The sequence below is a fragment of the Agrococcus sp. AC640b genome (assembly GCF_979255995.1).
On record NZ_CEEDMM010000043.1, the window covers coordinates 231,275 to 256,925 of the forward strand.

Consider the following 25,651-nt stretch of genomic DNA (forward strand, 5'->3'; position numbering starts at 1 on the left):
CGTGCGCCTGGACGTGCTCCACCCCGAGGTCGTCCATGCCGTGCGCGACTACCTGAAGGCCGCCGACCGACTGCTGCCCGGGCGCGTCGTGGCGTGCGCGATCGCCGGATCGGTCGCGCTCGGCGCGTACCGGCCGGGTCGCAGCGACGTCGACCTGCTGGTCGTGCTGGGTGGCGGCGCCGTGCGCAGGCGCGACATGCGCAGGCTCCGCAGGCTGCACCGGTCGCAGGTGCCGCGCATCGCGGGCCGCGTGGCGCGCGGGCACGGCATCTCGGCGGCGTGCAATGCGTCGTTCGTGCACGCGAGCGAGCTCGCGCACCCCGTGACGACCATCCGCCCCATCGCATCGCACACGGGCGAGCAGTTCGTCGTCGGGGCGGCGTTCGACGTGAACCCCGTCGTGTGGCGCGAGCTGCTCGACGGCGGCGTCCTCGTGCGCGGCGCGCCGATCGCGACGTGGGGGCTTGACGCCGAGCCCGACCGGCTCGTCGCGTGGAACCGCGCGAACCTCGACGACTACTGGCGATCCGTGCGCGACGCCGTCGTGCGTCGTCGCCGCCCGATGACCGCGGCGTGGGTCGCATGGTGCGTGCTCGGCCCCGCCCGCCTCGACGCGACGATCGTCACGGGCCGCATCCTCACGAAGGAGCAGGCAGGCGTGCTCGCGCTGGCGCGCTTCGAGGAGGCGGCGGGCATCGTCGACGTCGCGCTCGCCCACGTGCGCGACCAGCCGCTGCCCGCGAGCCCGCCGCGCGCGGAGTGGCGGGCGCGGACGGCTGCGCTCATGACGGCGACCATCGAGAGCGCGGGCCGGCCCGAGCGGCGCGGCGGCACGCGCGCCTGACGCGCGCCTAGCTCGCGGCGTCGGCGGGCACGAGCAGCTGGTGCGTCGCGAGCTCGAGGTACAGCGGGCTCGCGACGAGCAGCTCGGCGTGCGTGCCCGTGGCGACGACGCGGCCGGCGTCGAGCACGACGATCTGGTCGGCGTCCGCGACCGTCGACAGACGGTGCGCGATCACGAGCAGCGTGCGGCCCACCGCGACGGCGTCGATCGCCGCCTGCAGCTGCGCCTCGTTGCGGCCGTCGAGGCTCGACGTCGACTCGTCGAGCAGCAGCACCGCGGGCGCCGACAGCAGCGCGCGCGCGATCGCGAGGCGCTGACGCTCGCCGCCCGAGAGACGCACGCCGTGCTCGCCCACGGCCGCGTCGAGCCCGTCGGCGGAGCGATCGACGATCTCGCGGAGGTTCACGCGGCCCAGCACCTCCAGCAGCGTCTCGTCGGAGGCGTCGGGGGCTGCGAGCAGCAGGTTGTCGCGCACGCTGCCTGCGAGCACCGGCGCATCCTGCTCGACGTAGCCGATGCCGGCGCGCAACGCACGCCGCTCGAGCGAGCGCGCATCGCGGCCGTCGACGACGATCGTCCCCGACGTCGGGTCGTAGAAGCGCTCGATGAGCGCGAAGAGCGTCGACTTGCCTGCACCGGACGGGCCCACGATCGCCGTCCGCGAGCCCGGCGGCACCGTGAAGGTCACGTCGTGCAGCACCGTCGGGCTCGCGAGCTCGGCCGCCGCCTCCGCATCGGCGCCCTCCGCCGTCGCCCGCGAGCGCACCACGGCCTCCGGGTAGCGGAACGAGACGCCCTCGAAGGCGATCGCGGCGTCGGACGTGCGCGCGTCGTCGACGACGTCGCCCGCGTCCTCCGCGTCGAGGCGCACGATCTCCTGGATGCGGCCGAGCGCGCCGAGCGCCGTCGACACCGCCGTGACGGCGCCGATCATCTGCCCAAGCGGGAAGATCATGTACGACAGGAACATCAGGAAGCCCACGAGGGAGGCGATGGGCAGCTCGCCCGTCGCGACCCGCAGTCCGCCCACGCCGATCACGACGAGGAACGCCACCTGCACGGCGATGCCGGCGATGGGCACGACGAGCGCCGAGATGCGCGCGACGCGCACGCCCGCGCCGAAGGCCGCGGTGGAGCGCTCGCCGACGACCGCGATCTCGCGATCGGTCGCGTTCGCCGCTCGAACGGTGCGCACGGCCGAGATGGCGCGCTCGAGCGCGCTCGTGAGGTGGCCGACCTGCTCCTGCGCCGCGCGCGTCGCGCGCGTGAGCATGGGCATGACCACGAGCACGGCGCCGAACGCGACCACGACGACGAGCAGCGTGAGGCCGAAGAGCATGGGGTCGATGACGAGCATCGCCACGATCGCGCCGACGAACGTCAGCAGCCCGCCGACCGACTCCACCAGGCCCTGCGTCAGCACGGCGCGCAGCAGCGTCGTGTCGCTGCCGACTCGGCTCACGAGGTCGCCGGTGCGGCGCTGGTCGAACTCGGCGATCGGCAGGTGCAGCAGGCGGCCGACGAGCTGCGTGCGCGTGCGCAGCACGACGTGCTCGCCGAGCACCTGCAGCAGGAAGTGCTGCACGCCGCCGACGACGCCGTCGAGCAGCACGATGCCCACGAGCACCCACGGCAGCCAGGTGAGGGGCTCGGAGTCCTGCACGGCCGTGATGATCTGCTGCACGAGCAGCGGCTGCACGAGGCTCGTCACGGCGCCGAAGACCGACAGCACGAGCGCGCCGACGAGCAGCCCCTTCTTCGGGAACAGGTAGGGGAGCAGCTCGCGCACCGATGCCTTCGGCCCGTCGTCGGCGGCTCGCCGCAGGAATCCTCGTCGCTCGCTCATCGCCGTCCATCATCCCACCGCGGCGCATGCATCCAGGGCTCGTGTCGGAGGGCGCGGCTACAGTGAGTGCTCGTGCCAGCCGTCATCTCCGCCCGTGGCCTCGTCAAGCGCTACGGCGACTTCACCGCCGTCGATGGCATCGACTTCGACATCGAGCAGGGGGAGTCGTTCGGCTTCCTCGGGCCCAACGGTGCGGGCAAGTCGACGACGATGCGCATGATCTCGGCCGTGTCGATGCGCACCGAGGGCACCCTCGACGTGCTCGGCCTCGATGCGAACGACCACGGACCCGAGATCCGCGCCCAGCTTGGCGTCGTGCCGCAGGCCGACACCCTCGACACCGAGCTGCGCGCTCGCGAGAACCTCGTCGTGTACGGCCGCTACTTCGGCCTGCCGCGCGCCGTGGTGCAGCAGCGCGCCGACGAGCTGCTCGAGTTCGCGCAGCTCACCGAGAAGGCGAAGGCGCGGGTCGACGACCTCTCCGGCGGCATGAAGCGCCGCCTCACGATCGCCCGCGGCCTCATGAACGAGCCGCGCATCCTGCTGCTCGACGAGCCCACCACGGGCCTCGACCCGCAAGCGCGCCACATCCTGTGGGATCGGCTCTTCCGCCTCAAGGAGCGCGGCACGACGCTCGTGCTCACCACCCACTTCATGGACGAGGCCGAGCAGCTGTGCGACCGCCTCGTCGTCGTCGACCACGGGCGCATCGTCGCCGAGGGCAGCCCGGCATCCCTCATCCGCGACCACTCGTCGCGCGAGGTGCTCGAGGTGCGGTTCGGGTCGAGCCGCAACGCCGAGGCGGCGAAGGCCATCGGCGGCATCGGCGACCGCCTCGAGGTGCTGCCCGACCGAATCCTCGTCTACGCGCACGACGGCGACGCCGCGCTGCAGGCGATCCACGCGCGAGACCTCAAGCCCATCACGAGCCTCGTGCGACGCTCGAGCCTCGAGGACGTGTTCCTCAGGCTCACCGGCCGCACCCTCATCGAATGAGCGCGCCCATGGAGGCCGAGGCGGGCACGCAGGCCGATCGGGTGGCGATCGGCATCGACGCCGCGCGTCGCAGCCGCAGGCTCGGCTGGTGGTACGTCGCCGAGCAGCGCATCCGCGCGATGCGCGCCTACGTCGGCACGTGGATCGGGCTCGGCCTCGCCTCGCCGTTCCTCTACGTCGCCGGTCTCGGCTTCGGCCTCGCGATCGTCGTGAACGACGCGCAGGGCGGGCAGGACGTCGGCGGAGCCGACTTCCTGCTGTTCCTCGCACCCGCGCTCGTGCTCGGCTCCGCGATGCAGACGGCGGCGCAGGAGTCGACCTACGGCGTGTTCGGCGGCTTCAAGTGGGTGCCGATCTTCATGGCGATGCGGTCGAGCCCCGTGAGCCCTGCGCAGATGGTCGTCGGATACACGATCGGCACGCTCGTGCGCGTCATCCCGTTGTCGGTCGTGTACGTCGTCGCCATCTGGCTGCTGGGCGTCACCGACTCGCCGCGGGCGCTGTGGCTCGTGCCGATCGCGTGGATCCTCGTGCTGGCGGTCGCCCTGCCCGTCACGGCGTGGGCTGCGCACCAGGAGCAGGACCGCGGGCAGCTGAACTTCATCGACCGCTTCGTGACGCTGCCCCTCATGCTCTTCTCGGGCACCTACTTCCCGCTCGAGACGCTGCCGTGGTTCCTGCAGTGGATCGGGTGGATCTCGCCGCTGTGGCACGCCGTCGACCTCGGCAGGTGGGCGCTGTACGGCGCGCCCGTGCCCGACTGGCTCGTCGTCGTGCACGTCGCGGTGCTCGTCGGGTTCGCGACCGTCGGGTTCCTGCTCGCCGTGCGCGTCTTCCGGAGGAGGCTCGACCTGTGACCGCCCACCTCTCCGAGCCGCTGCTCACCCAGCGCCCGCGCGGACCGCTCTCCGGCATCTACGCGGGCAACGCGCGCGCCGTCATCGGCCGCGGCATGCACGTGATGCGGCGCAACAACCTCACGGTCGTCGTCTCCGGCTTCTTCGAGCCGATCTTCTACCTGCTGTCGATGGGCATCGGCCTCGGCGCCCTCATCGGCGTGCTCGACTACCGCGGCGTCGAGGTGCCGTACGCCGCCTACATCGCGCCGGCGCTCATGGCGGTGTCGGCGATGAACGGCGCGGTGTTCGACTCGACGATGAACGTCTTCTTCAAGATGCACTACGGCAAGCTCTACGACGGCATGCTGTCGACGTCGCTCGGCCCGCTCGACGTCGCGCTCGGCGAGATCTTCATGGCCCTGTTCCGCGGCTTCCTGTACGCGTGCGGCTTCATGGCGGTCACGACCGTCATGGGCCTCAACATGTCGCCCACGGCGCTGCTGGCCATCCCCGCCGCCGTGCTCATCGCCTTCGCGTTCGCGAGCCTCGGCATGGCCGTGACGAGCTACATGAAGACGTTCCAGCACCTCGACTACGTGTACTTCGTCATGATGCCGATGTTCCTGCTGTCGGCGACGTTCTTCCCCATCGAGGTCTACCCGCCGGCGGTCCAGTGGATCATCATGGCGATGCCGCTGTGGCACGGCGTCGACATGATGCGGCAGCTGACGCTCGGCATCCTCGACTGGTCGCTGCTCATCCACATCGGCTACCTCGCGGCGATGTCGGTGCTCGGCATCCTCTTCACGACGTCACGGCTCAAGGCGCTCTTCCTGCGCTGACGACGGCGATGGCGCAAGCCCGCGTGCGCGCTCGAGCGCCTCGCTAGCGTCGAGGCATGCCCCGCATCCTCGTCTTCGCACCTGCGCCGCTGCTGTCGATCGCGATCGAGGAGCACGGCGACGAGCCCGACGTGCACATCCACGTCGGCGGCCAAGGCGTGTGGCAGGCGAGGATGCTGCGAGCGCTCGGCGCGGAGGTCGCGCTCGTCGCGTCGTTCGCGGGCGAGCCGGGCAGGGTCGCCGAACGGCTGCTGGGCGACGAGGGGCTCGCGGTCGCCGACCTCGACCGCGAGGGCGTGAACCCCGTGCGCATCACCGACCGCCGCTCGGGGGAGCGCACGTCGATCGTCGAGACCGACGGCTCGCCGCTGAACCGCCACGATCTCGACTCCCTGTACTCGATGGTGCTGCGCGAGGCGGCGCACGCCGACCTCGTCATCCTGTCGGGCCCGGTCGACGACGAGACCCTCGACGCCGACGTGTACCGCAGGCTCGCGAGCGACCTGACCGCGCTCGAGTGCCGCGTGCTCGTCGACCTCGCGGGGGAACGGCTCGCGGCTGCCGTCGATGGCGGCGCGACCGTCGTGAAGGTGAGCCACGAGGAGCTGATCGCCGACGGGCTCGTCGATGACGGCGACGACGAGCAGCAGCTCGTCGCGGCGATGGAGGGCCTGCGCGAGCGCGGCGTCGACGTCGTGGCGGTGTCGCGCGCCGACGTCGGCTCGCTCGTGCTGCACGAGGGCGGACTGCTGCGGGTCACTGCTCCGAGGCTCGAGGTCGTGGACCACTCCGGCGCAGGCGACTCGTACACGGCGGGGCTCGCCCTCGCGATCGCCGACGGTCGCAGCGTCGAGGACGCCATCCGGCTCGGCGCCGCTGCCGGTGCGGTCAACGTCACGAGGCACGGCCTCGGCACGGGCGATGCGGAGGCGATCCGGGCCGTCGCCGAGCACGTCGTCGTGGAGCGCGTCGAGCGCTGATGCGACTACGGCACGGGCGTGCCGACGCCCGACGCGCGCCAGCCGCTCACGAGCTCGTCGATCGCGTTCGGGAGGGCCTCGTCGGTGCAGGTGTCGACCACGATCGTCACGGTGCCGTGCTGCGTCGTCTCGACGACGAGGTGCGTCGTGCGCCCGCCGTCGCAGTCGCCGACGATGGTCGTGTCGCCCTGCACCTCGTATCGGACGACGTCGGCGAGGGCGGCGAGCGCGTCGGCGTCGGTGACGAGGTAGGCGCCCCCGTCGAAGCCGGGGATCGCCTGCGACTGCGAGTACGTCACCGATGTCGGCGAGAGCGTGGGCACCTGCGAGCACGCGGGCAGCGGATGCACGGCGACCGCGCTGCACGGCGGCGAGGGCTGTGGAGCATCGGGCACGACGACGCAGCCGGCGAGCGCGAGCCCACCCAGGGCGACGGCGAGGGCTGCGGCGATGGAGCGGCGGAGGGGCATGTCGTCGACGCTAGCCGGGCCACCGGCGAGGGGCCCGGGTGCGCGGCGCGCGTTCGTCGAGCGTGCGGTGCCGATGTCCTCCGAACCGGCGAACGGGCCCCAACCGTGGTCGGGGCCCGTTCGTCGGTGCGGCGAGGTGCGCGTCAGGCCGACGTGGAGTTCACGTAGTCCTGGTCGCGGGTGTCCTTCGACAGCAGCAGCACGACGAGCGTCAGCGCTGCCGCAGCCGACAGGTAGAGGCCGACGAGCAGCGGCGAGCCGCCCGCGAGGCCCCACAGCGCGACGGCGACGAACGATGCGGGAGCCGCACCGATGACGCTCGACAGGTTGTACGCGAGCGCGGAGCCCGTGTAGCGCACGTTCGCGGGGAACAGCTCGGGCAGGTACGCCGCCATGGGACCGAAGGTGAGGCCCATGAGGGTGAAGCCGAGGATGAGCGCGGCCATGATGCCGACGAAGCCGCTGCCGAACAGCGGCACCCACAGCAGGCCGAAGACGACGATCGCCGCCGAGACGGTCGCGAGCATCCACTTGCGGCCGAAGCGCTCCGCGAGGGGGCCCGCGACGAGCGTGAAGATGCCGAAGAAGACGACGCCGACGATGAGCAGCCAGAGGAAGTCGATGCGCTGGAAGCCGAGGCCTGGCACGAACGTGTCGGGGTTGAACGGCTGACCGGCAGCCTCGGCTGCGGCTGCGCCCTGCTCGACCGTCGAGGCGCGGGTGCCGAACGTGAGCGTGAACGTCGTCATGAGGTAGAACAGCACGTAGGTCGCGAACATGATGAGCGTGCCCTGCAGGACCTGTCGCCAGTTGTGCTTGAACACGCGACCGAGAGGCACCTTCACGACCTCGTTGCGCTCGACGACCTTCGTGAACGCGGGCGTCTCGATGAGCTTGAGACGCACGTAGAGGCCGACGGCGACGAGCACGGCCGAGAGCAGGAACGGGATGCGCCAGCCGAACTCTGCGAACTGCTCGGGCGTGAGCGTGTAGGTGATGGCGATGAAGATCGTGTTGGCGAGGATGAACCCGATGGGGGCGCCCAGCTGCGGGAACGTGCCGTAGATGGCGCGCTTGCCCGCGGGGGCGTTCTCGGTCGCGAGCAGCGCAGCACCCGACCACTCGCCGCCGAGGCCGAGGCCCTGGCAGAAGCGCATGAGCGCGAGGAGCGCGGGGGCGAGGATCTCCCAGCCGGGGGTGAGCGCGGTCGGCAGGCAGCCGATGAGCACGGTCGCGACGCCCATCGTCAGCAGCGACGCGACGAGGGTCGTCTTGCGGCCGATGCGGTCGCCGAAGTGGCCGAACAGGATCGAGCCGATCGGGCGGGCGACGAACGCGACGCCGAACGTCGCGAGCGACGACAGCAGCTGCGCCGTCTCGTTCTCGGCCGGGAAGAACAGGGCCGGGAACACGAGCACGGCGGCCGTCGCGTAGATGTAGAAGTCGTAGAACTCGATCGACGTGCCGATGAGGCTCGCGAAGATGACCCGGCCGCGGGAGTTCGCGGGCGTGCTGGGCTCGGTCGTGGTGGTGGGGGATGCGTCGGCCATGAGGCTCCTTCGGAAGTGCTGGGAGCAGCCTAGCCAGGCGGAGGTGCGAGGCCGCGCACGCGCGCGAGGGTCGCCTCAGGCCCCGTCGAGCGCCCATTCGGCGACGAGGTGCCCGAGCGCCTCGTCGCGACCCGTCGCGCCGCACGACGCGGCGGTGACGGTCTCGACCGTGCCGTCGTCCGACGAGACGGTGACCGTCGTGCGCGTCGACCATGCGCACTCGATGTCCTCCGGCTCCGTGACCGGCAGCGCGAGCACCGCGGCGAGCGCGTCGAGCGACGCGGCGTCGTCGCGTTCGATCCCGTCGGTCCCGTCGCCGAGCGGACCGTCGGACTGCACGGCGAGGGCCGAGGAGACGGTCGCACCGGCCGAGGGCGTCGGCGACGTGCTGCTCGGCCCGGGCGGCCACGGCTCGGTCGCGACGGCATGCTCGCCCGACTCCCGCCACTGGGCGACGAGGCCGTCGATCTCCTGCTGGAAGGCGCTGGCACCGTCGTGCAGCGTGAACGCGATCGTCACGGCGTCGTCGTCGGTCGTCCAGTAGGTGACGAGCGTCGAGCGCGCACCCGGTGCGCCGACGGTCTCGTCCAGCTGATCGCCGTATGCGCCGTGGGCGATCACGATCGCAGCGAGGTCGTCGATCGCGTCGGCGTCCTCGATCCGATAGGTCTGCCCGTCGAAGTCGGGTGTCGCCTGCTCCTGCGAGGCCATCGCGCGCTCGAGGGTCGGGACGGGCTGCCCGACGGGCGGCGTGGCGCACGCGGCGGTGGAGGCGACGAGCAGCGCTGCGATGCCGGACGCGAGGAGGGGGAGGCGGCGCATGGCATCGACGCTAGACGGCGTCGCGGTGCGCCGCCGCAGCGTGCGCGGTGCAGCGCATCCTCGTCTCGTGCGAGTCCGCTGCCGATCGAGCTCGACGCCCCAACCGCGCGCCGCAGACGTTCGTCTGCCGGCGCGTGCGGGCGCGTGCGGGGAGGCTGAGCCAGCGCGTCAGATGCGGTGCAGGGCGAGGGCGGCGCCGACGGCGGCCTCTGCGGCCTTCGCGCCCGTGTCCTCCTTCGAGCCCGGCAGCCCCGCCCGGTCGATGCCCTGCTGCTCGTCGTCGATCGTGAGCACGCCGAAGCCGACGGGCTTGCCGGTGCGCAGCGCCACATGCGTGAGCCCCTGCGTCGCCGCGCTCGCGATGTACTCGAAGTGGGGCGTGCCGCCGCGCAGGATCACGCCGAGGGCGACGACGGCGTCGGCGTCGCGCTCGAGCACGCGCTGCGCGACGACCGCGAGCTCGAACGCGCCTGCGACGGGGATCTCGCGCACGCGCGCGCCCATCTCTGCCAGCGCACGCCGCGCGCCGGCGAGCAGGCCGCCCGCGATCACGTCGTGCCACTGGCCGTAGACGATCGTGACCGTGAGGCCGGTCGCGTCGAGGTCGAGGGCCGGGGCTCCGGAACCTGCCATGTCAGTCTCCTGTCGTGGTGCGCAGCGATGCTGCGTGCTCGGGCACGATCTGCGCGGGCAGCACGTGGCCCATGCGATCGCGCTTGGTCTCGAGGTAGCCCTCGTTGAGGTCGCCGACGCCGACGACGAGCGGCTCGCGCGCCGCGATGGCGATGCCGTGCCGCTCGAGCTGCGACGCCTTCTCGGGGTTGTTCGACAGCAGGCGGATGCGCGTCAGGCCCAGCTCTCGCAGGATCGCGGCGGCAGCGCCGTACTCGCGGGCGTCGGCGGGCAGCCCGAGCGCGAGGTTCGCGTCGAGGGTGTCGAGGCCGTCCTCCTGCAGGCGGTACGCCCGCAGCTTGTTGACGAGGCCGATGCCGCGCCCCTCCTGGCCGCGCAGGTAGACCACGACGCCCTCGCCCTCGTCGTGGATGCGCTGCAGCGCCGCATCGAGCTGCGGGCCGCACTCGCACTTCAGCGAGCCGAACGCCTCGCCCGTGAGGCACTCCGAGTGGATGCGCACGAGGGCGCCGTCGGCGACGGGATGCCCGGCGACGATCGCCACGTGGTCGGCGCCGGTGACGAGGTCGCGGTAGGCGAACATGCGGAAGTCGCCGTGCACCGTCGGTACGGTCGTGCAGACCTCGTACCGCACGCGCGGTGCGAGCGCGGGGTCGACGGGCGCGATCGAGGCGACGGCTCCGGCGTCGAGGTGGGCGATGAGGTCGGCGATCGTGACGACGACGAGGTCGTGCTCGGCGCCGAACGCGATGAGCGAGGGCAGGCGTCGCATCTCGCCGGTGTCCTCGACGAGCTCGCCGATGACTCCGACGGGCTGCAGGCCGGCGAGCGCGAGCAGCTCGACGGTGGCCTCGGTGTGGCCCGGGCGCACGCGCACGCCGCCGTCGACGGCGCGCAGCGGCACGATGTGACCTGGCCTGCGCAGGTCGCCCGCGCCGGATGCGGGGCTCGCGAGCACGCGCAGCGTGTGGGCGCGGTCGTCGGCGGAGATGCCGGTCGTCGCGCGGTCGGCCGCATCGACGGTGACCGTGTACGCCGTCTGCCGCAGGTCCTCGTTCGCAGGCACCATGAGCGGCAGCCGCAGCCGGTCGGCGACCTCGCCCGTGAGCGGCGCGCAGAGGAATCCGGAGGTGTGCCGCACGAGGAACGCGACCTGCTCGGGGGTGGCGAGCTCGGCGGCGAGCACCAGGTCGCCCTCGTTCTCACGCCCCTCGTCGTCGACGACCACGACGGATCGACCGGCGCGCAGCGCCTGCACCGCCTGCTCGATCGTGCCGATCATGCTCGCGCTCCCGCGCTCGCGCGCACGTGGTCGAGGCGCAGCATCCTGGCGACGTGCCTCGCGACGACGTCGGTCTCGACGTTGACGCGGTCGCCGGTCATGAGGGTGCCGAGCGTCGTCGCCTCGAGCGTCTCGGGGATGAGCGACACCTCGAGCCACTGCTGCGGCTCCGCCTCGTCGCTGAGGTCCGACACCGTCAGGCTCACGCCCTGCAGCGTGATGGAGCCCTTGCGGGCGACGAGCTCGGCGAGGTCGTCGTCGAGCGCGAGGCGCACGCGCCGCCATGCGTCGCCGTCCTCCCACACGACGACGGTCGCGGTGCCGTCGACGTGGCCCTGCACGATGTGCCCGCCGAGGCGGTCGCCGACGCGCGCGGCGCGCTCGAGGTTCACGCGGTCGCCGACGGCGAGGTCGCCGAGCTGCGACATGCGCAACGACACCTGCATGACGTCGGCGGTGAAGGTGTCGGCGGTCTGCTCGACGACCGTGAGGCAGAGGCCGTTGACGGCGATGGAGGCGCCGTGGGTCGCGTCGGACACCGCGAGCGGACCGCGGATGGTGAGCCTGGCGGAGTCGCCTGCGGTCTCGAGCGCGACGACCTCGCCGATCTCCTCGATGAGCCCTGTGAACATGGGTCAGCCCTCCTTCGCCGCGGTGGCGGCCGGTCGGATGGTGGCGGTGACGAGCAGATCGCGGCCGAGCGTCTCGACGTGCACGTCGTCGAGCAGCAGCTGCTCGCCGATCGTCGCGACGCCGACGGCGGCGATCGCCGTGCGCGGACCGCCGAGCAGCGTCGGTGCGACGTAGCAGTGGATGCGGTCGGCGAGGCCCGCGGCGACGATCGCGGAGGCGAGCGTGGGCCCGCCCTCCACGTAGAGCGACTGGACGCCGTGGTCGCGCCACAGTGCACCGAGGGCTGCGTGGAGCGGACCCGTCACCTGCACGAACGCGCGGGGGTGGTCGTGGAGCCGGGCGCGGGCGGGCACTGCGCGCGCGCCGACGACCACGGGCAGCGGCTGCCGCGTCTCGGAGCCGCCGTCGACGCGTGCCGTGAGCCGGGGGTCGTCGGCCAGCACGGTCCCGGTGCCGACGGCGATGGCGTCGTGGAGCGCCCGCTGCCGATGCACGTGCGCACGAGCCTCGGCGCCGGTGATCCACCTGCTGCTGCCGTCGGCGGCTGCGGCGCGGCCGTCGAGCGACTGCGCCCACTTCACCGTCACGCGCGGGCGTCCGGTGGTGAGCGCGTGACGCCAGTCGTCGACGAGCGCCGCCGCGCGTGCGTCGGGTGCGTGCACGACGTCGACGCCGGCCGCTGCGAGTCGCTGCGCACCACCTGCGGAGGCGTCGCCGGGGTCGGCGACGGCGTAGACGACGCGTGCGATGCCCGCCGCGACGAGCGCGTCGGCGCACGGGCCCGTGCGACCGACGTGGTTGCAGGGCTCGAGGGTGACGACGGCCGTGGCACCGCGCGCGGCGCCTGGCGGCAGCTGCGACAGCGCGTCGACCTCGGCGTGCGGGGTGCCCGCGCCGCGGTGGTGCCCTTCGGCGAGCACGTCGCCTGCGGCGCTCAGCAGCACGCATCCCACCTGCGGGTTGCGTCCCCTGGGGCCGAGTCCGGCGAGCGCGAGCGCCGCGTCGAGCGCGTCGCGCTCTGCCTGCGTCGGGGCGGTCGCTGCCGCCTGTCGTGTCGCCACTCGTCCTCCGTGTCGAGGCCGCGGGCGCGCAGAGGCAACCCACTCGAGGTGCCACTTCCATCCGGACTCTCACCGTCGGCGCAGGAATTCCACCTGCTCGGCCACCCGGGTGGGTGGTTCGCGGACTCTGACCGCCGGTTCAGACTTGCACTGACCCCGTGAGCACTCGACGTGTATCTGGAGCCTACAACTCGCCGCCGTCAGCGGTCATTCCCGGGCGACTCCCTGCGCAACCTGGGTCGTGCCTCGAGCGCTAGGAGAGCGCGAGCGGGGCGGCGCCGAACGACACGGCGAACTGCGCGCACCAGATGGACACGCTCGTGATTGCCGTGAGGTCGAGGTCGCCGGGGATCGCGTACTGCTGCGTGCCGACGTTGCCCGTCAGCGGGCCGAGGCTGGTCCAGCTGCCGTCGTCGAAGACGCCCCAGCCGTCGAAGCCCTCGATGACGGGCTGGTCGGTGAGCCAGACGTGCAGGTCGGGGCCGTTGGAGGTGTCGAGCTCCTCGAGCACGAGCACGCGGTCGCCGGTCGGGAGCTCGAGGATGCGGGCGACGCCGGTCGTCGCGTGCTCGTGCGTGATGAAGGTGCCGCTCGCGAGCTCGACGGGACCGGTCGGGCTCGGCGACGGCAGCGACTCGTCCTCCGTGGCCGTCGGTGCGGTCGCGGGCTGCGCGACCGCCGTGGGCACGCGCTCGTCGACGACGTCGTCCACGAGCAGCAGCCAGGGTTGGAAGACGGCTCCGGCGACGACCACGGCGACGACGGCGACTGCCGCGCCGATCGCCAGAGGCAGGCGGCGTCTCAGGTTCGCCCGTGCCATCGCCGGCTCCCGTCGTCGTGCACCGCGCTGTCGGAGCACCGGTGCCGGAGACCCACGCTCACGCGCCGACCCGGTCCGGTGCTGCCCGCGCCGAGCGGCTAGCGCAGCCCGATCGCCCGGTATGCGCGGTCGAGCGTCGCCTCGGCGACCTCCGACGCGCGGGCGGCGTTGCTCGCGAGGATGCGGTCGAGCTCGGCCGGGTCGGCGAGCAGCTCGAGTGCCCGCGCGCGGATGGGCTCGACCTCCGCGACGACCGCGTCGGCGACCGCCGACTTGAAGGCCCCGTACTGCTGCCCGGCGAACTCGGCCTCGAGGTCGGCGATCGGCCGCCGCGTGACGCTCGAGAGGATCGCGAGCAGGTTGGTGACGCCGGGCTTCGTCTCGCGGTCGGCGCGCACGACGCCCTCCATGTCGGTCACCGCCGAGCGGATCTTCTTGGCCAGCGCCGTCGGCTCGTCGAGCAGCCACAGGATGCCCTTGGGGGAGTCGCCCGACTTCGACATCTTCGCCGTCGGCTCCTGCAGGTCGTAGATGCGTGCCGCGTCGCCCTGGATGACGGGCTTCGGCAGCGTGAACGTGTCGCCGAAGCGCTGGTTGAAGCGGGTCGCGAGATCGCGAGTGAGCTCGATGTGCTGCTTCTGGTCGTCGCCGACCGGCACGGCCTCGGCATCGAACAGGAGGATGTCGGCCGCCATGAGCACGGGGTAGGTGAAGAGCCCGACCGACGTCGCCTCAGCGCCCTGCTTCGCCGACTTGTCCTTGAACTGCGTCATGCGCCCGGCCTCGCCGAAGCCCGTGATGGTCGAGAGCACCCATGCCAGCTGGGCGTGGGCGGGCACGTGCGACTGCACGTACAGCACGGAGCGCGACGGGTCGATGCCGGCGGCGATGTACTGCGCGGCCAGCGTGCGCACCTGCTCGCGCAGCGCCTTCGGGTCCTGCGGCACGGTGATGGCGTGGAGGTCGACGATGGAGAAGTAGGCGTCGAACTCCTCCTGCATCGTCTGCCACTGGCGGATGGCGCCGATGTAGTTGCCGATGTGCAGCGAGCCCGACGAGGGCTGCATGCCGGAGTAGAGGCGGGGCTTCGTGGTCATGCTGGTTCCTTGGATGCTGGGCGCGAGCGCGTGCGGCTCAGAGCGCGTAGTCGACGACGACGGGGGCGTGGTCGGACCATCGGGTGTCCCACGCGCTCGCCTTCGCCACCTCGTAGTGGGTGACGGTCGACGCGAGCGCGGGGGTGGCGAGCTGGTAGTCGATGCGCCAGCCGGTGTCGGTGTCGAACGCGCGACCGCGCTGCGACCACCACGTGTAGGGGCCGTCGACGTCGCCTGCGTGCGCGCGGCCGACGTCGACCCATCCGTGGCCCTTGCCGCGCACGCCGTCGGCGCCCGTGACGATCCTGCCCTCGGGCCCGAGGATGCGGTCGAGGTGCGAGCGCTCCTCCGGCAGGAAGCCCGCGTTCTTGCGGTTGCCCTTCCAGTTGCGGATGTCGCGCTCGGTGTGACCGACGTTGAGGTCGCCCATGACGACGGCGAGGTCGGTATGGGCGCGCAGCTGGGGGAGGCGCTTGAGCATGGAGCCGAGGAAGCGCATCTTGTCGTCCTGCTTCGGGGTGCCGACCTCGCCCGAGTGCACGTACGCCGAGACGACGGTCAGCACGCGATCGTCGCCGCCGTCGGCAGACGGCACGGCGAAGTCGGCCTCGAGCCAGCGACCCTTCGTGTCGAACGTCTTCAGGCCGATGTCGGTGCGGTGCTCGATGGACGGCTGGCGCGACGCGACGGCGACGCCTGCGCGGCCCTTCGCGGTCGCGGGATCGTGCAGGATGTGCCAGCCCTCGAGGATGCGCAGCACGTCCTCGTCCTGCGCACGCACCTCCTGCAGGCACAGGATGTCGGGCTTCGCCTCGTCGATCCACTCGAGCATGCCCTTGCCCGATGCTGCCCGGATGCCGTTGACGTTGACCGACACGATGCGCATGGGCTCGAGCCTACCGGCGCACCACCGACGCGATCGGCGCAGCGACTGCGCTCTCGGGTCGCTCGCGATGCGGAGCGGTCTCAGGGGATTCGCATCCGGGCGGTAACGCTCGTGGCCATGCTGGACAGGTCATGATCATGGGCGCAGACGACGACCGAGCGAGCGAGTATCGCATCCTCTTCCGTGAGGTGTACGACGATGCGGTGCGGTTCGCGATGCGGCGCACGGAGCCGGCGGACGCCGACGAGGCCGTCGCGACGGCCATGATGGTCGCGTGGCGCCGATTCGCGCACGCGCCGCAGTCGCTCGACGCACGACGCGCCTGGGTGTTCGGCATCGTGCGGAAGACGCTGTTGAACCAGCGTCGCAGCGCCACGCGGCGCACGGCGTTGGCCGTGAGGCTCGCCTCGCACGCCGACCTCACGCATCGGGACGACGTCTCCGAGGTCGAGCTCCGTGCCGATCTCGCCGCGGCGTGGTCCGCGCTGTCGGCTGCCCATCAGGAGGCGCTCGGTCTCGCCGTGTTCGAGCAGCTCGATGCGACCGCCGCGGCGCGCGTGCTCGGCATCCTGCCCGGCACCTACCGCGTCCGCCTCTCGCGTGCCCGGAGGGCACTGCACGCCGCCCTCGAGGACCAGCCCACCACCGCCCCGCCTCAGAAGGCACTGAACCATCAGGAGACATCATGACTCTCGATTCCCAGCTGCGATCGATGGATGCGGCCGCCGGGCAGCCAGACGCTCGACGTCGAGCTCGCGGCGCCTCCCTCGCGGACAGGATCGTGCACACCGGCACCGCACGGGACCACGCGTCACGATCGCCACTCGTGTGGCGCGTCGGCGGGGTGCTCGCCGCCGGTGCACTCGTCGCGGCCGGCGCGATCCTGCTGCCAGGACTCACCCCGGCGCTCCCAGCCGTCGCATCCTGGACCCCGGAGGCCGGACCCGTGTCCGCGGACGACCTGGCCGTCGCCGAGGACGCCTGCAGGCAGAGCCTCGGGTACGAAGGTCGCATCGATGAGGACACTCCCGTCGTCCTCGCCGAGCGCCGCGGCGACATCATCGGGCTGATCCTGTACGAGGCATCCCCCGAATCGCAGGGATCGTGCATCGTCGGCCTCCCCGAGGGATCCACGTCGACTGCGGGCGTGCTCAGCGCATTCGGCGGCCAGTCGGGCGACGCGCTCGTGCCACCGGTCGACAGGATCATGGAGGGCGCCCTGTCGCAGTTCCGTGCAGCAGACGGGTTCGTCTCGCTCACCTCCGGCGCGGCGGGCCAGGACGTCGTCAGCGTGCAGCTGCACGCCGACGGCATCACGACGGAGGCGACCGTCCACGACGGCCGATTCGTGGCGTGGTGGCCAGGCGCCGCGTTCGAGGACGCCGACGAGCCCTCAGGGCAGGGCGGCCCCGACGACGTGATCACGTACGACGTCACGCTCCGTGACGGCACGGTCATCACGAACGCCGAACCCTGGTTCCCCCGCCCGTAGCGGCGGACCGGGCTCGTGCTGCGGGCGTGGGCTCAGGGCGTCACGCCCGGTTCGCTGCTCGCGGCACCGCCGCAGCCCGCCGTGCCTGGCGGCGTCGAGCCTGCAGGACGGTCAGCGCCTGCGCGCCTGCTTCGCGAGCCGCTTGTGCGTCTGCCGCATGAGCAGGCTCTGCTTGGGGTCGGGCTTCTCGCGCTCGGCGATCTCGGCCTTGAGGGCCTCGCGCTCGGCCTTCGCCTTCGCGATCGCCTCCTCGCGCGCGTTCTCGACGTCGACGAGTCGCACGTACGCCTTGCCGACGCTGCCGACCGCGATCCACGCGAGCGCGACGAGCAGGATCTGGTTCACGAGCCCGAGCCAGATGAGGATGCCCAGGATGGCGGCGAAGCCGGCGACCAGCGGGTTCGCGCCCCCGGACAGCAGCAGCGTCGCGAACTGCTTCAGGATGAAGAATGCGACGGCGCAGGCGAGCGACGCGCCCAGCAGCTGCTTCGCAGGCAGTCGCAGGCGGCCTGCGAAGCGGTAGAGCAGGGCGACGATCGACGCATCGAGGGCGAGCTGCGCCACGATGCCGACGACCTGCCCGACGCCGCCGATGCCGAGCGCGTCGGCGACCGCCGAGGTGACGACGAGGATCGCCGCGGAGGCGAGCACGAGCACGCCGATGCCGACCGCGACGCCGAGGTCGCCCACCTTGAGCAGCACCGGCAGGGTGCGCACGTCAGGCAGGTGGAAGACGGCGCGGAAGCCCTCGCGACTCGTGCCGATCCATCCGATCGCGGTGATGAGGATGCCGACGGAGGCGATCGCGGTGCCCCAGCCGAGCACGCTCGACTCGAGCAGGGCGTCGACGTCGATGAGGCCGCCGTCGCCGGTGTCGAGGAGGCCGGGCACGCTGCCCGCCACGGACTGGATGACACGGTCGCGCAGTGCGTCGTTGCCGCCGAGCACGAGCGCGAAGATCGCGAAGCCGATGAAGAGCGCCGCGAACAGCGACAGGAACGCGCTGAGCGTCATGCCCTGCGCGAAGACCGGCCCCTTCGCCTGCCCGTAGTGCGTGAACGCGCGCACGGGACGCGACTGCATGATGCGTTCCACGGCGGTCTGCGCCACGGTCGTACCCCCACTTCGACGCCGTCCGGACAGCGTAGTCTTGCCCCATGGCAGAGCTGCGTGGAGTCGGTGTCGGTCGCGGAATCGCTGCAGGCGTGGTACTGCGGATGCCCGAGCCGTTGGCACCCCCGTCGAACGAACCGCTGCAGGGCGACGCCGCCGACGAGACGGCACGCGTGCAGGCCGCGCTCGCCGAGGTCGCGAGCGAGCTGTCCGACCGTGGGCGCACCGCCGGCGGCGAGGCGCAGGAGGTGCTCGAGGCTGCGTCGCTCATGGCGCAGGACCCCGCGCTCGCCGACGACATCGCCGGCCGCATCCAGCAGGGCACGAACGGCGAGCGTGCCGTGCACGACGCGTTCGACCAGTTCAAGACGATGCTCATCGCCCTCGGCGGCTACATGGCCGAGCGCGCCACCGACCTCGACGACGTGTCGCAGCGCGTCGTCGCGCACCTGCGCGGCGTGCCCGCGCCTGGCGTGCCCGAGTCGGACGTGCCGTTCATCCTCCTCGCCCGCGACCTCGCCCCGGCCGACACGGCGACGCTCGACCTCGAGCGCACGCTCGCGCTCGTCACGCAGGACGGCGGCCCCACGAGCCACACGGCGATCCTCGCGCGCTCGAAGTCGATCACGGCCGTCGTGGGCGTCGAGGGACTGCTCTCGGCCGTCGAGGACGGCACGCGCGTCATCGTCGACGCGAAGACCGGCCTCATCACCCTCGACCCGACCGATGCGGAGGTGGAGGAGGCGACGAGCGAGGCCGCGACGCGCGCCGAGCGTGCCGACGCCCCCATCACCGAGGGTGCGCTCGCCGACGGCACGAAGGTGCCGCTGCTGGCGAACGTCGGGCGCCCGGAGGATGCCGTGAAGGCGCTCGAGCTCGGCGCGGAGGGCGTGGGCCTGTTCCGCACCGAGTTCCTCTTCCTCGACGCGAAGGAGGCGCCGTCGGTCGCCTCGCAGACCGACTCGTACACGCGCATGCTGCAGGCGTTCGAGGGCAAGAAGGTCGTCGTGCGCGTGCTCGACGCCGGAGCCGACAAGCCGCTCGCGTTCCTCAACGACGCCGAGGAGGAGAACCCGGCGCTCGGCCTGCGCGGCATCCGCGCGCTGCGCGCGAGCGAGCAGATCCTGCGCGACCAGCTCGAAGCGCTCGCGGCAGCCGACGCGGCGACGAACGCCGACCTGTGGGTCATGGCGCCGATGATCGCGAACCAGGAGGAGACCGAGTACTTCGTCGCGCTGGGTCGCGAGCACGGCCTGAAGACGGTCGGTGCGATGGCCGAGGTGCCGTCGATCGCCGTGCTCGCCGATCAGGTGATGGCCTCCGCCGACTTCGTGTCGATCGGCACGAACGACCTCACGCAGTACACGTTCGCCGCCGACCGCATGCTCGGCACCGTCGCGTCGTTCCAGGACCCCTGGCACCCCGCGGTGCTGCGCCTCGTCAAGATGCTGGGCGACGCGGGCGCCGAGGCAGGCAAGCCCGTCGGCGTGTGCGGCGAGGCTGCCGCCGACCCGGCGCTGGCGGTCGTGCTCGTGGGGCTCGGCGTCTCGACGCTGTCGATGAGCCCCGCCGCGTTCGCCGACGTGCGCGCCGAGCTGCTCGAGGTGACCCTGGAGCAGGCGAAGGCGAAGGCCGCCGCAGCGCTGCTCGCGTCGACCGCGACGGGTGCGCGAGACGCGGCAGCCGCCGCCTGACCGCGCTGCCGCGTCCGCGTCTCAGGCGCGGGCGCGGCGCACGGCGTCGCCGAACGCCTCCGCGCGGTCGCGCTCGAGCTCGATGGGCTCGACGACCTCGGTGCGCGCCACCTCGGCGACCGCGCGTCGGAGGCGACGCCGAGCGCGTGCGCGGCGGGCGGCCCCGATCGCGCCGCCGACGCCCGCGCCCAGCAGACCCACGAGGATGCCCAGCAGCACGCCGGCGGCGATGAGCAGCGTCGGCACCGGCCAGCCCTGCTCGACCGGCACGTCGACGGCGGGGAGGCCCCAGATCGGCAGCAGCGCGGCAGCGAGCAGCCAGCCGACGCCCACGAGCGCCGTGCCGAGCGCGATCCACTGCACGATCGCGAGCACGGCCCACCACCACGAGCCGCGTGCGCCGAGGTCGGTGCGAGCGACGGCGCGGTCGAGCGCGTCGGGCACGACGGCGAGCGCCTCGTTCGCAGCCTGCCGCACCGCGGCGCGCCAGCCGTCGCCGAGCCCGTCGGCTGCTGCGTCGCCGTAGGCGCGGACCGCGAGCGACGCCTGCGCCCGCTCGGCGGAGGACTGCGCTGGCAGCGCCGTGCGATGCACGTCGGCATCCCGATCGCGTCGGGCGCGGCCGGGCAGCAGATGCAGGCGACGCAGCGGATCGGGTCGAAGCCGCAGCAGCCACGCCGTGGGGATCCACCCGGTCGTCTGCCCAGCGCGCTTGCGGTACGACGCGCCGGTCGCGCGGGCGACGGGCTCGACGCGCGCGGCGACCGCGAGGCCGTCGACGAGGCGTGCGCGCACGGCTGCGTCGACCTCGGGTGCGATGTCGGGTGCATCGAGCCTCGCGGCGGCGGCCGCGACGTCGGCGGCGAGCCGTGCCGACTGCGCGGCGCGCTCGCGGGCGAAGCGCGCGATGACGGCACGCACGGCGTCGATGCCCTCACCCGTCGCAGCGCTCGCCGGCAGCACGCGCACGTCGGCGAGGCCGTCGGCGGCGAGCAGCCCGCGCAGCGATGCGACGACGTCCGGCACCGCGTCGGTCGGCAGCAGGTCGACCTGGTTGAGCACGGCGGCGGTGACGCCGCCGTGCGTCGCCAGCGGTGCGACGAACGCGCGATGCAGCACCGCGTCGGCGTACTTCTGCGGATCGACGACCCATACGAGCACGTCGACCTGGCCGGCGAGGCGCTCGGCGACCGCGCGATGCTGCGGCTCGACCGAGTCGAAGTCGGGCAGGTCGAGCAGGATGAGCGACAGCGCCTCGTCGCCGGCGAACGGTGCCTCGACGTGCCTGCGATCGGAGACCTGCAACCAGTCGAGCAACGCATCCGAGCCGTGGGCGCCCCAGACGGCGGCGAGCGGCTCCGACGTCGTCGGCCTGCGCACGTGCGCGCGGGCGAGCTGCTCGCCGACGACGGCGTTGAGCAGCGACGACTTGCCGGAGCCCGTCGCGCCGAAGAAGCCCACGACGGTGTGCTCGCTCGACAGCGCTCGTCGCGACGCGGCGCGGTGCAGCACGCCGCGGATGGCGTCGACGTCGGCGTCGTCGATGCGGCCGGCGCCGAGCTCGGCGGCGTCCTCGAGCGCGTCGAGGGCGGCGTCGAGGCTCACGCGCGCTCCTCGTCGCTCGCGGCTGCGTCGTCGGAGGCGACGGCGGCCATCGCGCGCTCGAGCGCATGCGACGCGTCCTCGAGCGTCGCCGGCGTCGTGCCCGCTCGCACGGGGTCGAGCAGGGGTGCGTAGCGGTCTGCCTCCTCGGCGAGCAGTCCGCGCACGCGCTCGTCGAGGTCGGCACGCGCCTCCTTCGCCATGCGCCGCACGGCGTCCTCGCCGAAGATCGTCTCGAGCAGCTTCTGCCCGACGAGCGCCGAGCCGCCGGCGATCGCCACCTCGCCGCCGGTGAGCCCACCCGTCGAGGCGAACACGATCACCATGAGCGTCACGGTGACGGCGTTGAGCCCGAGCGACAGGATGCGCGCCTTGACGCGCTTGTCGCCGGCCTGATCGGTGATGCGCTGCACGAGCGCCGCCTGCCAGTCGCGCACGAGGCGCGACGTGCGCTGCGCGAGGTCGTCGCCCTCGCGAGAGAGGTCGACGCTCGCCGTCAGCTGCCTGCCCGCCTGCGTCGTGCGCACCCGCTGCCACGCGTCGCCCGCTGCGCCGCCGGCCTCGTCGACGACGACGGCGTGCAGTCCGTGCTCGATGGCCGTCTCCACCTGCACGACCGGCGCCGGCTTGCCCTGGAAGAACGCGCCGAGTCGGTCGCGGGTGCGCGAGAACCAGCCCTCGATGGTGCGGAACACGTCGGACGTGCCCACGAAGTCCTGCCACCTCGCGAGCACCTCGCCGCGCAGCAGCGTGCCGTCGCTCGTGGCGGCGTGGATGCGCTCGGCGGCATCGTCGTAGCGCGCCTGCACGACGCGCGCGAACTCGTCGGCGGCATCCACCTGCTGCGCGCGAGCCGCGGCGACCTCGCGCGTCGTCGCGGCGAGCCTCGTCGCGGCACCTGCGAGCGTGCGACCAGCGATGCGCGCACGCTCGGCACGATCGCCTGCGATGCCCACGAGCCAGGCACGGATGTCGGCCACGGCATCCGTCGGCAGCATGCCGAGGTCGTCGAGCGGCGACTCGACGACGGTGAAGATGGGGGCTGCGCCGAGGCCGCGCTCGCCCAGCATGCGTCGCAGATCGTCCTCGACCTCCGCCACGGCGCCGGCGGGCACGCGGTTGAGCACGACGCCGACGGTGACGGCACGGCCTGCCGCGTCGTCGAGCGCCTCCCACGGCACGGCGTCGGCGTATCGGTTCGCGGTCGTCACGAAGAGCCACAGGTCGGCGGCGGCGAGCAGCTGGCCGGCGAGCGCACGGTTCTCGTCGGCGATGGAGTCGAGGTCGGGCGCGTCGACGATCGCGAGGTCGGCGGGCACGCGATCGTCGCCGACGAGCACGACGGAGCCGACCATCGTCGCGTCGGGCTCCTCTCCGGCCGCCGAGGCGGGGAGCGGAGCGGGGCGCACCTCGCCCGTGATGCGCGCGAGCCCCGGCAGCACCCGCGTCGATGCGAACCAGCCGCGGTCGCCGGGCGCGTGCAGCAGGATCGGCTGCCGCGTCGTGGGGCGGATGACGCCCGTGCGCGTCACGGGCAGGCCCACGACGGCGTTGACGAGGGTCGACTTGCCGGCTCCCGTGGATCCGCCGACGACGGCGAGCAGCGGGGCGTCGAGGTTCGTCAGGCGCGGCTCGACGTAGTCGTCGATCTGCTGCAGCGCGCGCTGCCGCTGGTCGCGCGCGGCGTCGACGCCCTCGACGGCGAGCGGCAGCCGGGTCGCGTCGAGCGCCTCGCGCAGCGCGCTCAGCCGCTCGAGGGCGGTGATCGTCGCATGGGTCACGGCACCAGCATGCCGCAGCCGCCTGAGCGCGTCCGCGCCACGCTCGCCGTGGGATGCGCTCAGTGCGCGTGCACGCGCACGGGGCGGCGGTGGCTGCGCAGCCGCACCGCGACCGTGACGGCTGCGACCACGACGCACACGACGGCCGCGACGACGGCGAGGACCGTCGACTGCGGCTCGCCCGTCAGCCTCGCGACACCGATCCATGCCACGCCCCACACGATCGCGAGCATCGGGCCGATGCGGCCGTGGCCGCGCAGCGCGAGCGCGATGGCGATGCCCGCGACGACGACGAGCACGATGCTCGCGGGCAGCGCGAACGCCTCGGGGCGCAGTCCCATGTCTGCGAGCCACGCGGCGACGTTCGCGACGGTCGCGACGCTCACCCAGCCGAGGTAGAGGCCGAACGTGCCGTCGACCACGACCGTCTCCACGAGCGAGCTCGAGCGGATGCGGCGCAGCACCTCGAAGATGGCGATGAGGCTCAGCAGCAGCGCGACGATGATGACCACGGTGAGGGCGACGGCGGTCGCGAGGCTCGCGGTGATCCACGCCGCGTTCAGCACCATCGACGCGAGCGCGAGCCACCCCATGCGGCGCTGGCGGGGGTCTGCCTGGTTGCGGGGGAGCACCTGCCAGATGCCGTAGACGGCGAGGCCGAGGTAGATGACCGACCAGATCGAGAAGGCGGGTCCCCCGGGGGCGAGCGGCGTCGCGTCGGAGGCGAACGCGCCCTGGCCGACGCCTTCGGCGGTGCCGCCGCCGAGCAGTCCGGAGCCGAGCGCGGCGCCCAGCAGCGTCGCGGGCACCGCGACGAGCACGAGGATCGCGCGCACGCGGTCGAGCGTCGTCGGCGAGGACGTGGTGCGGGCGGGGGCGCTGGAGCCTGCGGGTTCGACCATGCGGTCGACGCTAGCGCTGCGGATGCGTGGCACGCGCGGGGTTGACAGCCGGCTGACTACTTGCCGGCTTGACGACTGCCTCCTGCGTCGCTCGGGTCAGGAGCGGTCGGGCGGGTGCTGCGCGCGCCACCGCAGCCACATGCTCGTCGTCCTGCCGAAGAGCACGGAGATCGTGACGAGCGCCACGACGGTCAGCGCGCCCGCCGGGAGCAGCAGGCCGGGCACGATGCCGCCGAGCATGCCGATGGCCGCAGCGCCGACGTGCGCCCACCGCGCCCACGACCGGCCGAGCCGCACGAGCACGAGCGCCGCCGCCCGCAGCATCGCGCTCGCCGCGATCACGCATGCGCCGACGACATGATCGAGCGGGTACGCGCTGCCCGAGAGGGCGGCCTGCGCGAGGGCAGCGAGGAAGAGCGCTGCCAGCACGGCCACGACGCTCTCGAGCGCGAGCATGATCGCGAGGCCTGTGAGCCGCAGCGGCACCATCGGCCATGCCGAGGCCGCATCGCGCGGTGGCTGCCACCGGCGGGCAGTCGCACCGGATGCCTGCGACGCGGATGCCGGCGACAGCGGCACGTCGTGCGTCACCGGCGAGCGCGGCCCGCGCGCGTGATGGTCCGATGGCTCCGTCATGCCGGGCACGCTACCGGGGGCCCGTGGACGTCGGGTCAGAGGATCTGGCCGATCGGCTCGCGCTTCTCCGCCTGGAAGCGGTCCTCCGTGCGGCCAGCGGCCCAGTATCCCGAGAGCGACAGGTCGTCGCGCGCGACGCCGTGACGCTTCACGACGTCGCGGATGGCCTTCATCGCCTCGCGCTCGCCGTGCGCGAAGACGTGGGTGCGCCCGTCGACGAACGCGTGCGCGGCCACGGCATCCGCGAGCACCGACGACGAGCCGGGCGCGACGTCGTCGCCGCGGTGCAGCCACACGACGTCGACGCCGGCCGGGGACGGCAGCGGCAGCTCGTCTGCGGCGCCGAACACCTCGAGGTAGGCCGTGCCGACCGCCGCGGGCGCCTCGGTCGCGAGCCACGCGAGCGCCGCGCCGATCGCAGGGATCGCCGACTCGTCTCCTGCGAGCAGGTGCGCATCGGCGTCGGCGTCGGGCACGTAGCCGCCTCCTGGCCCCGAGAAGACGATCGCATCGCCGGGCTGCGCCGCCGCGGCCCACGGGCCCGCGAGGCCCTCGTCGCCGTGCACGACGAAGTCGATCGCGACGCGACCCTGCTCGACGACCGGCACCGAGTACGTGCGCGTCACCGGCAGGTCCTCGGGTGCGAGCGTCTCGCGCAGGGCAGCGAGGTCGTACGGCGGCTCGAGGCCCAGCTCGGGCCTCGCGAACCACAGCTTCACGTACCGGTCCGTCGCCTCCGACCCCTCGAAGGCGGCGAGCCCCTCGCCGCCTGCCCAGACGCGCACGAGGTGCGGCGACCGCCGGTCGACCTCGAGCACCTCGAGCAGATG

General features: G+C 72.9%; 25 protein-coding genes and 1 riboswitch. Of the genes, 8 read left to right on the plus strand and 17 right to left on the minus strand.

Annotated features, from left to right (window positions below; all coding sequences use genetic code 11):
• The first annotated feature begins 1 nt into the window (after window position 1).
• The gene (locus tag ACZ6H8_RS15010) at window positions 2-844 is read left to right on the plus strand and encodes a nucleotidyltransferase domain-containing protein (RefSeq protein WP_464147721.1); all 843 of its coding nucleotides are present in this window, start codon (window positions 2-4) and stop codon (window positions 842-844) included.
• Window positions 845-851: 7 nt separating this feature from the next.
• Here the strand turns inward: ACZ6H8_RS15010 and ACZ6H8_RS15015 are convergent, their stop codons facing one another.
• On the minus strand, window positions 852-2,690 hold the full coding sequence (locus ACZ6H8_RS15015; protein WP_464147722.1) for an ABC transporter ATP-binding protein: 1,839 nt from the start codon (window positions 2,688-2,690) through the stop codon (window positions 852-854).
• Window positions 2,691-2,762: 72 nt separating this feature from the next.
• Here ACZ6H8_RS15015 and ACZ6H8_RS15020 point away from each other — a divergent pair, with 72 nt between their 5' ends.
• Genes ACZ6H8_RS15020 through ACZ6H8_RS15035 form a run of 4 tightly spaced genes read left to right on the plus strand, consistent with a single transcriptional unit; the run spans window position 2,763 to window position 6,347 of the window.
• Window positions 2,763-3,686, plus strand: coding sequence for an ABC transporter ATP-binding protein (locus ACZ6H8_RS15020; protein ID WP_464147723.1), 924 nt, complete (start codon window positions 2,763-2,765; stop codon window positions 3,684-3,686).
• On the plus strand, window positions 3,683-4,543 hold the full coding sequence (locus ACZ6H8_RS15025; protein WP_464147724.1) for an ABC transporter permease: 861 nt from the start codon (window positions 3,683-3,685) through the stop codon (window positions 4,541-4,543). Before ACZ6H8_RS15020 ends, ACZ6H8_RS15025 begins: the two co-directional genes overlap by 4 nt.
• Window positions 4,540-5,367 (plus strand): ABC transporter permease, encoded by an 828-nt coding sequence (locus ACZ6H8_RS15030; RefSeq protein WP_464147725.1) that lies wholly within the window; start codon window positions 4,540-4,542, stop codon window positions 5,365-5,367. The genes ACZ6H8_RS15025 and ACZ6H8_RS15030 overlap by 4 nt, the downstream gene beginning before the upstream one ends.
• Before the next feature lie 56 nt (window positions 5,368-5,423).
• Window positions 5,424-6,347, plus strand: coding sequence for a 1-phosphofructokinase family hexose kinase (locus ACZ6H8_RS15035; RefSeq protein WP_464147726.1), 924 nt, complete (start codon window positions 5,424-5,426; stop codon window positions 6,345-6,347).
• 5 nt (window positions 6,348-6,352) lie between these two features.
• Here the strand turns inward: ACZ6H8_RS15035 and ACZ6H8_RS15040 are convergent, their stop codons facing one another.
• The 10 genes from ACZ6H8_RS15040 to ACZ6H8_RS15085 all read right to left on the minus strand — a co-directional run bounded on the left by ACZ6H8_RS15040 (window position 6,353) and on the right by ACZ6H8_RS15085 (window position 15,601).
• The gene (locus ACZ6H8_RS15040; RefSeq protein ID WP_464147727.1) at window positions 6,353-6,817 is read right to left on the minus strand and encodes a hypothetical protein; all 465 of its coding nucleotides are present in this window, start codon (window positions 6,815-6,817) and stop codon (window positions 6,353-6,355) included.
• Window positions 6,818-6,960: 143 nt separating this feature from the next.
• Entirely contained in the window at window positions 6,961-8,367 is a 1,407-nt protein-coding gene (locus ACZ6H8_RS15045; protein ID WP_464147729.1) for an MFS transporter, read from the minus strand.
• A 75-nt stretch (window positions 8,368-8,442) separates the two neighbouring features.
• Window positions 8,443-9,189 carry a hypothetical protein gene (locus ACZ6H8_RS15050; RefSeq protein WP_464147730.1) on the minus strand — a complete coding sequence of 249 codons (747 nt, stop codon included), beginning with the start codon at window positions 9,187-9,189 and terminating at the stop codon, window positions 8,443-8,445.
• A gap of 168 nt (window positions 9,190-9,357) precedes the next feature.
• Entirely contained in the window at window positions 9,358-9,822 is a 465-nt protein-coding gene (gene ribH / locus ACZ6H8_RS15055; protein ID WP_464147731.1) for a 6,7-dimethyl-8-ribityllumazine synthase, read from the minus strand.
• Window position 9,823: 1 nt separating this feature from the next.
• Complete coding sequence (ribA, locus tag ACZ6H8_RS15060) at window positions 9,824-11,104, minus strand: GTP cyclohydrolase II (RefSeq protein WP_464147732.1); 1,281 nt, start codon at window positions 11,102-11,104, stop codon at window positions 9,824-9,826.
• Entirely contained in the window at window positions 11,101-11,736 is a 636-nt protein-coding gene (locus ACZ6H8_RS15065; protein ID WP_464147734.1) for a riboflavin synthase, read from the minus strand. Before ACZ6H8_RS15065 ends, ribA begins: the two co-directional genes overlap by 4 nt.
• Window positions 11,737-11,739: 3 nt before the next feature.
• A complete protein-coding gene (gene ribD, locus ACZ6H8_RS15070; RefSeq protein ID WP_464147735.1) occupies window positions 11,740-12,798 on the minus strand; it encodes a bifunctional diaminohydroxyphosphoribosylaminopyrimidine deaminase/5-amino-6-(5-phosphoribosylamino)uracil reductase RibD in 1,059 nt (352 codons plus the stop codon).
• A 46-nt stretch (window positions 12,799-12,844) separates the two neighbouring features.
• Window positions 12,845-12,966, minus strand: a riboswitch (FMN riboswitch).
• Window positions 12,967-13,051: 85 nt separating this feature from the next.
• Window positions 13,052-13,618 carry a DM13 domain-containing protein gene (locus ACZ6H8_RS15075; RefSeq protein WP_464147736.1) on the minus strand — a complete coding sequence of 189 codons (567 nt, stop codon included), beginning with the start codon at window positions 13,616-13,618 and terminating at the stop codon, window positions 13,052-13,054.
• 98 nt (window positions 13,619-13,716) lie between these two features.
• Window positions 13,717-14,715 carry a tryptophan--tRNA ligase gene (gene trpS / locus ACZ6H8_RS15080; protein ID WP_464147737.1) on the minus strand — a complete coding sequence of 333 codons (999 nt, stop codon included), beginning with the start codon at window positions 14,713-14,715 and terminating at the stop codon, window positions 13,717-13,719.
• Between the two features lie 37 nt (window positions 14,716-14,752).
• Window positions 14,753-15,601: an exodeoxyribonuclease III gene (locus tag ACZ6H8_RS15085; protein ID WP_464147738.1), complete on the minus strand. Its 849-nt coding sequence runs from the start codon at window positions 15,599-15,601 to the stop codon at window positions 14,753-14,755.
• A gap of 131 nt (window positions 15,602-15,732) precedes the next feature.
• On the opposite strand from ACZ6H8_RS15085, the gene ACZ6H8_RS15090 reads away from it, so the two are divergent.
• Both ACZ6H8_RS15090 and ACZ6H8_RS15095 read left to right on the plus strand, forming a co-directional pair.
• Window positions 15,733-16,290, plus strand: coding sequence for an RNA polymerase sigma factor (locus ACZ6H8_RS15090; RefSeq protein WP_464147739.1), 558 nt, complete (start codon window positions 15,733-15,735; stop codon window positions 16,288-16,290).
• Window positions 16,287-17,093: a hypothetical protein gene (locus ACZ6H8_RS15095; RefSeq protein ID WP_464147740.1), complete on the plus strand. Its 807-nt coding sequence runs from the start codon at window positions 16,287-16,289 to the stop codon at window positions 17,091-17,093. The genes ACZ6H8_RS15090 and ACZ6H8_RS15095 overlap by 4 nt, the downstream gene beginning before the upstream one ends.
• A 111-nt stretch (window positions 17,094-17,204) precedes the next feature.
• Here the strand turns inward: ACZ6H8_RS15095 and ACZ6H8_RS15100 are convergent, their stop codons facing one another.
• Entirely contained in the window at window positions 17,205-18,188 is a 984-nt protein-coding gene (locus tag ACZ6H8_RS15100) for a YihY/virulence factor BrkB family protein (RefSeq protein WP_464147741.1), read from the minus strand.
• 62 nt (window positions 18,189-18,250) lie between these two features.
• Between ACZ6H8_RS15100 and ptsP the strand changes: the two genes are divergently transcribed.
• A complete protein-coding gene (gene ptsP, locus ACZ6H8_RS15105) occupies window positions 18,251-19,900 on the plus strand; it encodes a phosphoenolpyruvate--protein phosphotransferase (RefSeq protein ID WP_464147743.1) in 1,650 nt (549 codons plus the stop codon).
• Between the two features lie 21 nt (window positions 19,901-19,921).
• Here the strand turns inward: ptsP and ACZ6H8_RS15110 are convergent, their stop codons facing one another.
• The 5 genes from ACZ6H8_RS15110 to ACZ6H8_RS15130 form a co-directional block, all read right to left on the minus strand.
• Window positions 19,922-21,505, minus strand: coding sequence for a GTPase (locus ACZ6H8_RS15110; protein WP_464147744.1), 1,584 nt, complete (start codon window positions 21,503-21,505; stop codon window positions 19,922-19,924).
• Window positions 21,502-23,283, minus strand: coding sequence for a dynamin family protein (locus ACZ6H8_RS15115; protein ID WP_464147746.1), 1,782 nt, complete (start codon window positions 23,281-23,283; stop codon window positions 21,502-21,504). Before ACZ6H8_RS15115 ends, ACZ6H8_RS15110 begins: the two co-directional genes overlap by 4 nt.
• Window positions 23,284-23,342: 59 nt before the next feature.
• On the minus strand, window positions 23,343-24,185 hold the full coding sequence (locus ACZ6H8_RS15120; RefSeq protein WP_464147747.1) for a TspO/MBR family protein: 843 nt from the start codon (window positions 24,183-24,185) through the stop codon (window positions 23,343-23,345).
• Window positions 24,186-24,281: 96 nt separating this feature from the next.
• A complete protein-coding gene (locus tag ACZ6H8_RS15125) occupies window positions 24,282-24,821 on the minus strand; it encodes a hypothetical protein (RefSeq protein WP_464147748.1) in 540 nt (179 codons plus the stop codon).
• 35 nt (window positions 24,822-24,856) lie between these two features.
• Window positions 24,857-25,651: siderophore-interacting protein (locus ACZ6H8_RS15130; protein WP_464147749.1), on the minus strand; the 795-nt coding region annotated here is incomplete at its 5' end.

Coding starts and splice junctions, on each gene's coding strand:
- ACZ6H8_RS15015 (WP_464147722.1), bottom strand. CDS start 2,690: ATGAGCGAGCGACGAGGATTCCTGCGGCGAGCCGCCGACGACGGGCCG.
- ACZ6H8_RS15025 (WP_464147724.1), top strand. CDS start 3,683: ATGAGCGCGCCCATGGAGGCCGAGGCGGGCACGCAGGCCGATCGGGTG.
- ACZ6H8_RS15035 (WP_464147726.1), top strand. CDS start 5,424: ATGCCCCGCATCCTCGTCTTCGCACCTGCGCCGCTGCTGTCGATCGCG.
- ACZ6H8_RS15040 (WP_464147727.1), bottom strand. CDS start 6,817: ATGCCCCTCCGCCGCTCCATCGCCGCAGCCCTCGCCGTCGCCCTGGGT.
- ACZ6H8_RS15045 (WP_464147729.1), bottom strand. CDS start 8,367: ATGGCCGACGCATCCCCCACCACCACGACCGAGCCCAGCACGCCCGCG.
- ACZ6H8_RS15050 (WP_464147730.1), bottom strand. CDS start 9,189: ATGCGCCGCCTCCCCCTCCTCGCGTCCGGCATCGCAGCGCTGCTCGTC.
- ribH (WP_464147731.1), bottom strand. CDS start 9,822: ATGGCAGGTTCCGGAGCCCCGGCCCTCGACCTCGACGCGACCGGCCTC.
- ribA (WP_464147732.1), bottom strand. CDS start 11,104: ATGATCGGCACGATCGAGCAGGCGGTGCAGGCGCTGCGCGCCGGTCGA.
- ACZ6H8_RS15065 (WP_464147734.1), bottom strand. CDS start 11,736: ATGTTCACAGGGCTCATCGAGGAGATCGGCGAGGTCGTCGCGCTCGAG.
- ACZ6H8_RS15075 (WP_464147736.1), bottom strand. CDS start 13,618: ATGGCACGGGCGAACCTGAGACGCCGCCTGCCTCTGGCGATCGGCGCG.
- trpS (WP_464147737.1), bottom strand. CDS start 14,715: ATGACCACGAAGCCCCGCCTCTACTCCGGCATGCAGCCCTCGTCGGGC.
- ACZ6H8_RS15085 (WP_464147738.1), bottom strand. CDS start 15,601: ATGCGCATCGTGTCGGTCAACGTCAACGGCATCCGGGCAGCATCGGGC.
- ACZ6H8_RS15090 (WP_464147739.1), top strand. CDS start 15,733: ATGATCATGGGCGCAGACGACGACCGAGCGAGCGAGTATCGCATCCTC.
- ACZ6H8_RS15095 (WP_464147740.1), top strand. CDS start 16,287: ATGACTCTCGATTCCCAGCTGCGATCGATGGATGCGGCCGCCGGGCAG.
- ptsP (WP_464147743.1), top strand. CDS start 18,251: ATGGCAGAGCTGCGTGGAGTCGGTGTCGGTCGCGGAATCGCTGCAGGC.
- ACZ6H8_RS15120 (WP_464147747.1), bottom strand. CDS start 24,185: ATGGTCGAACCCGCAGGCTCCAGCGCCCCCGCCCGCACCACGTCCTCG.
- ACZ6H8_RS15125 (WP_464147748.1), bottom strand. CDS start 24,821: ATGACGGAGCCATCGGACCATCACGCGCGCGGGCCGCGCTCGCCGGTG.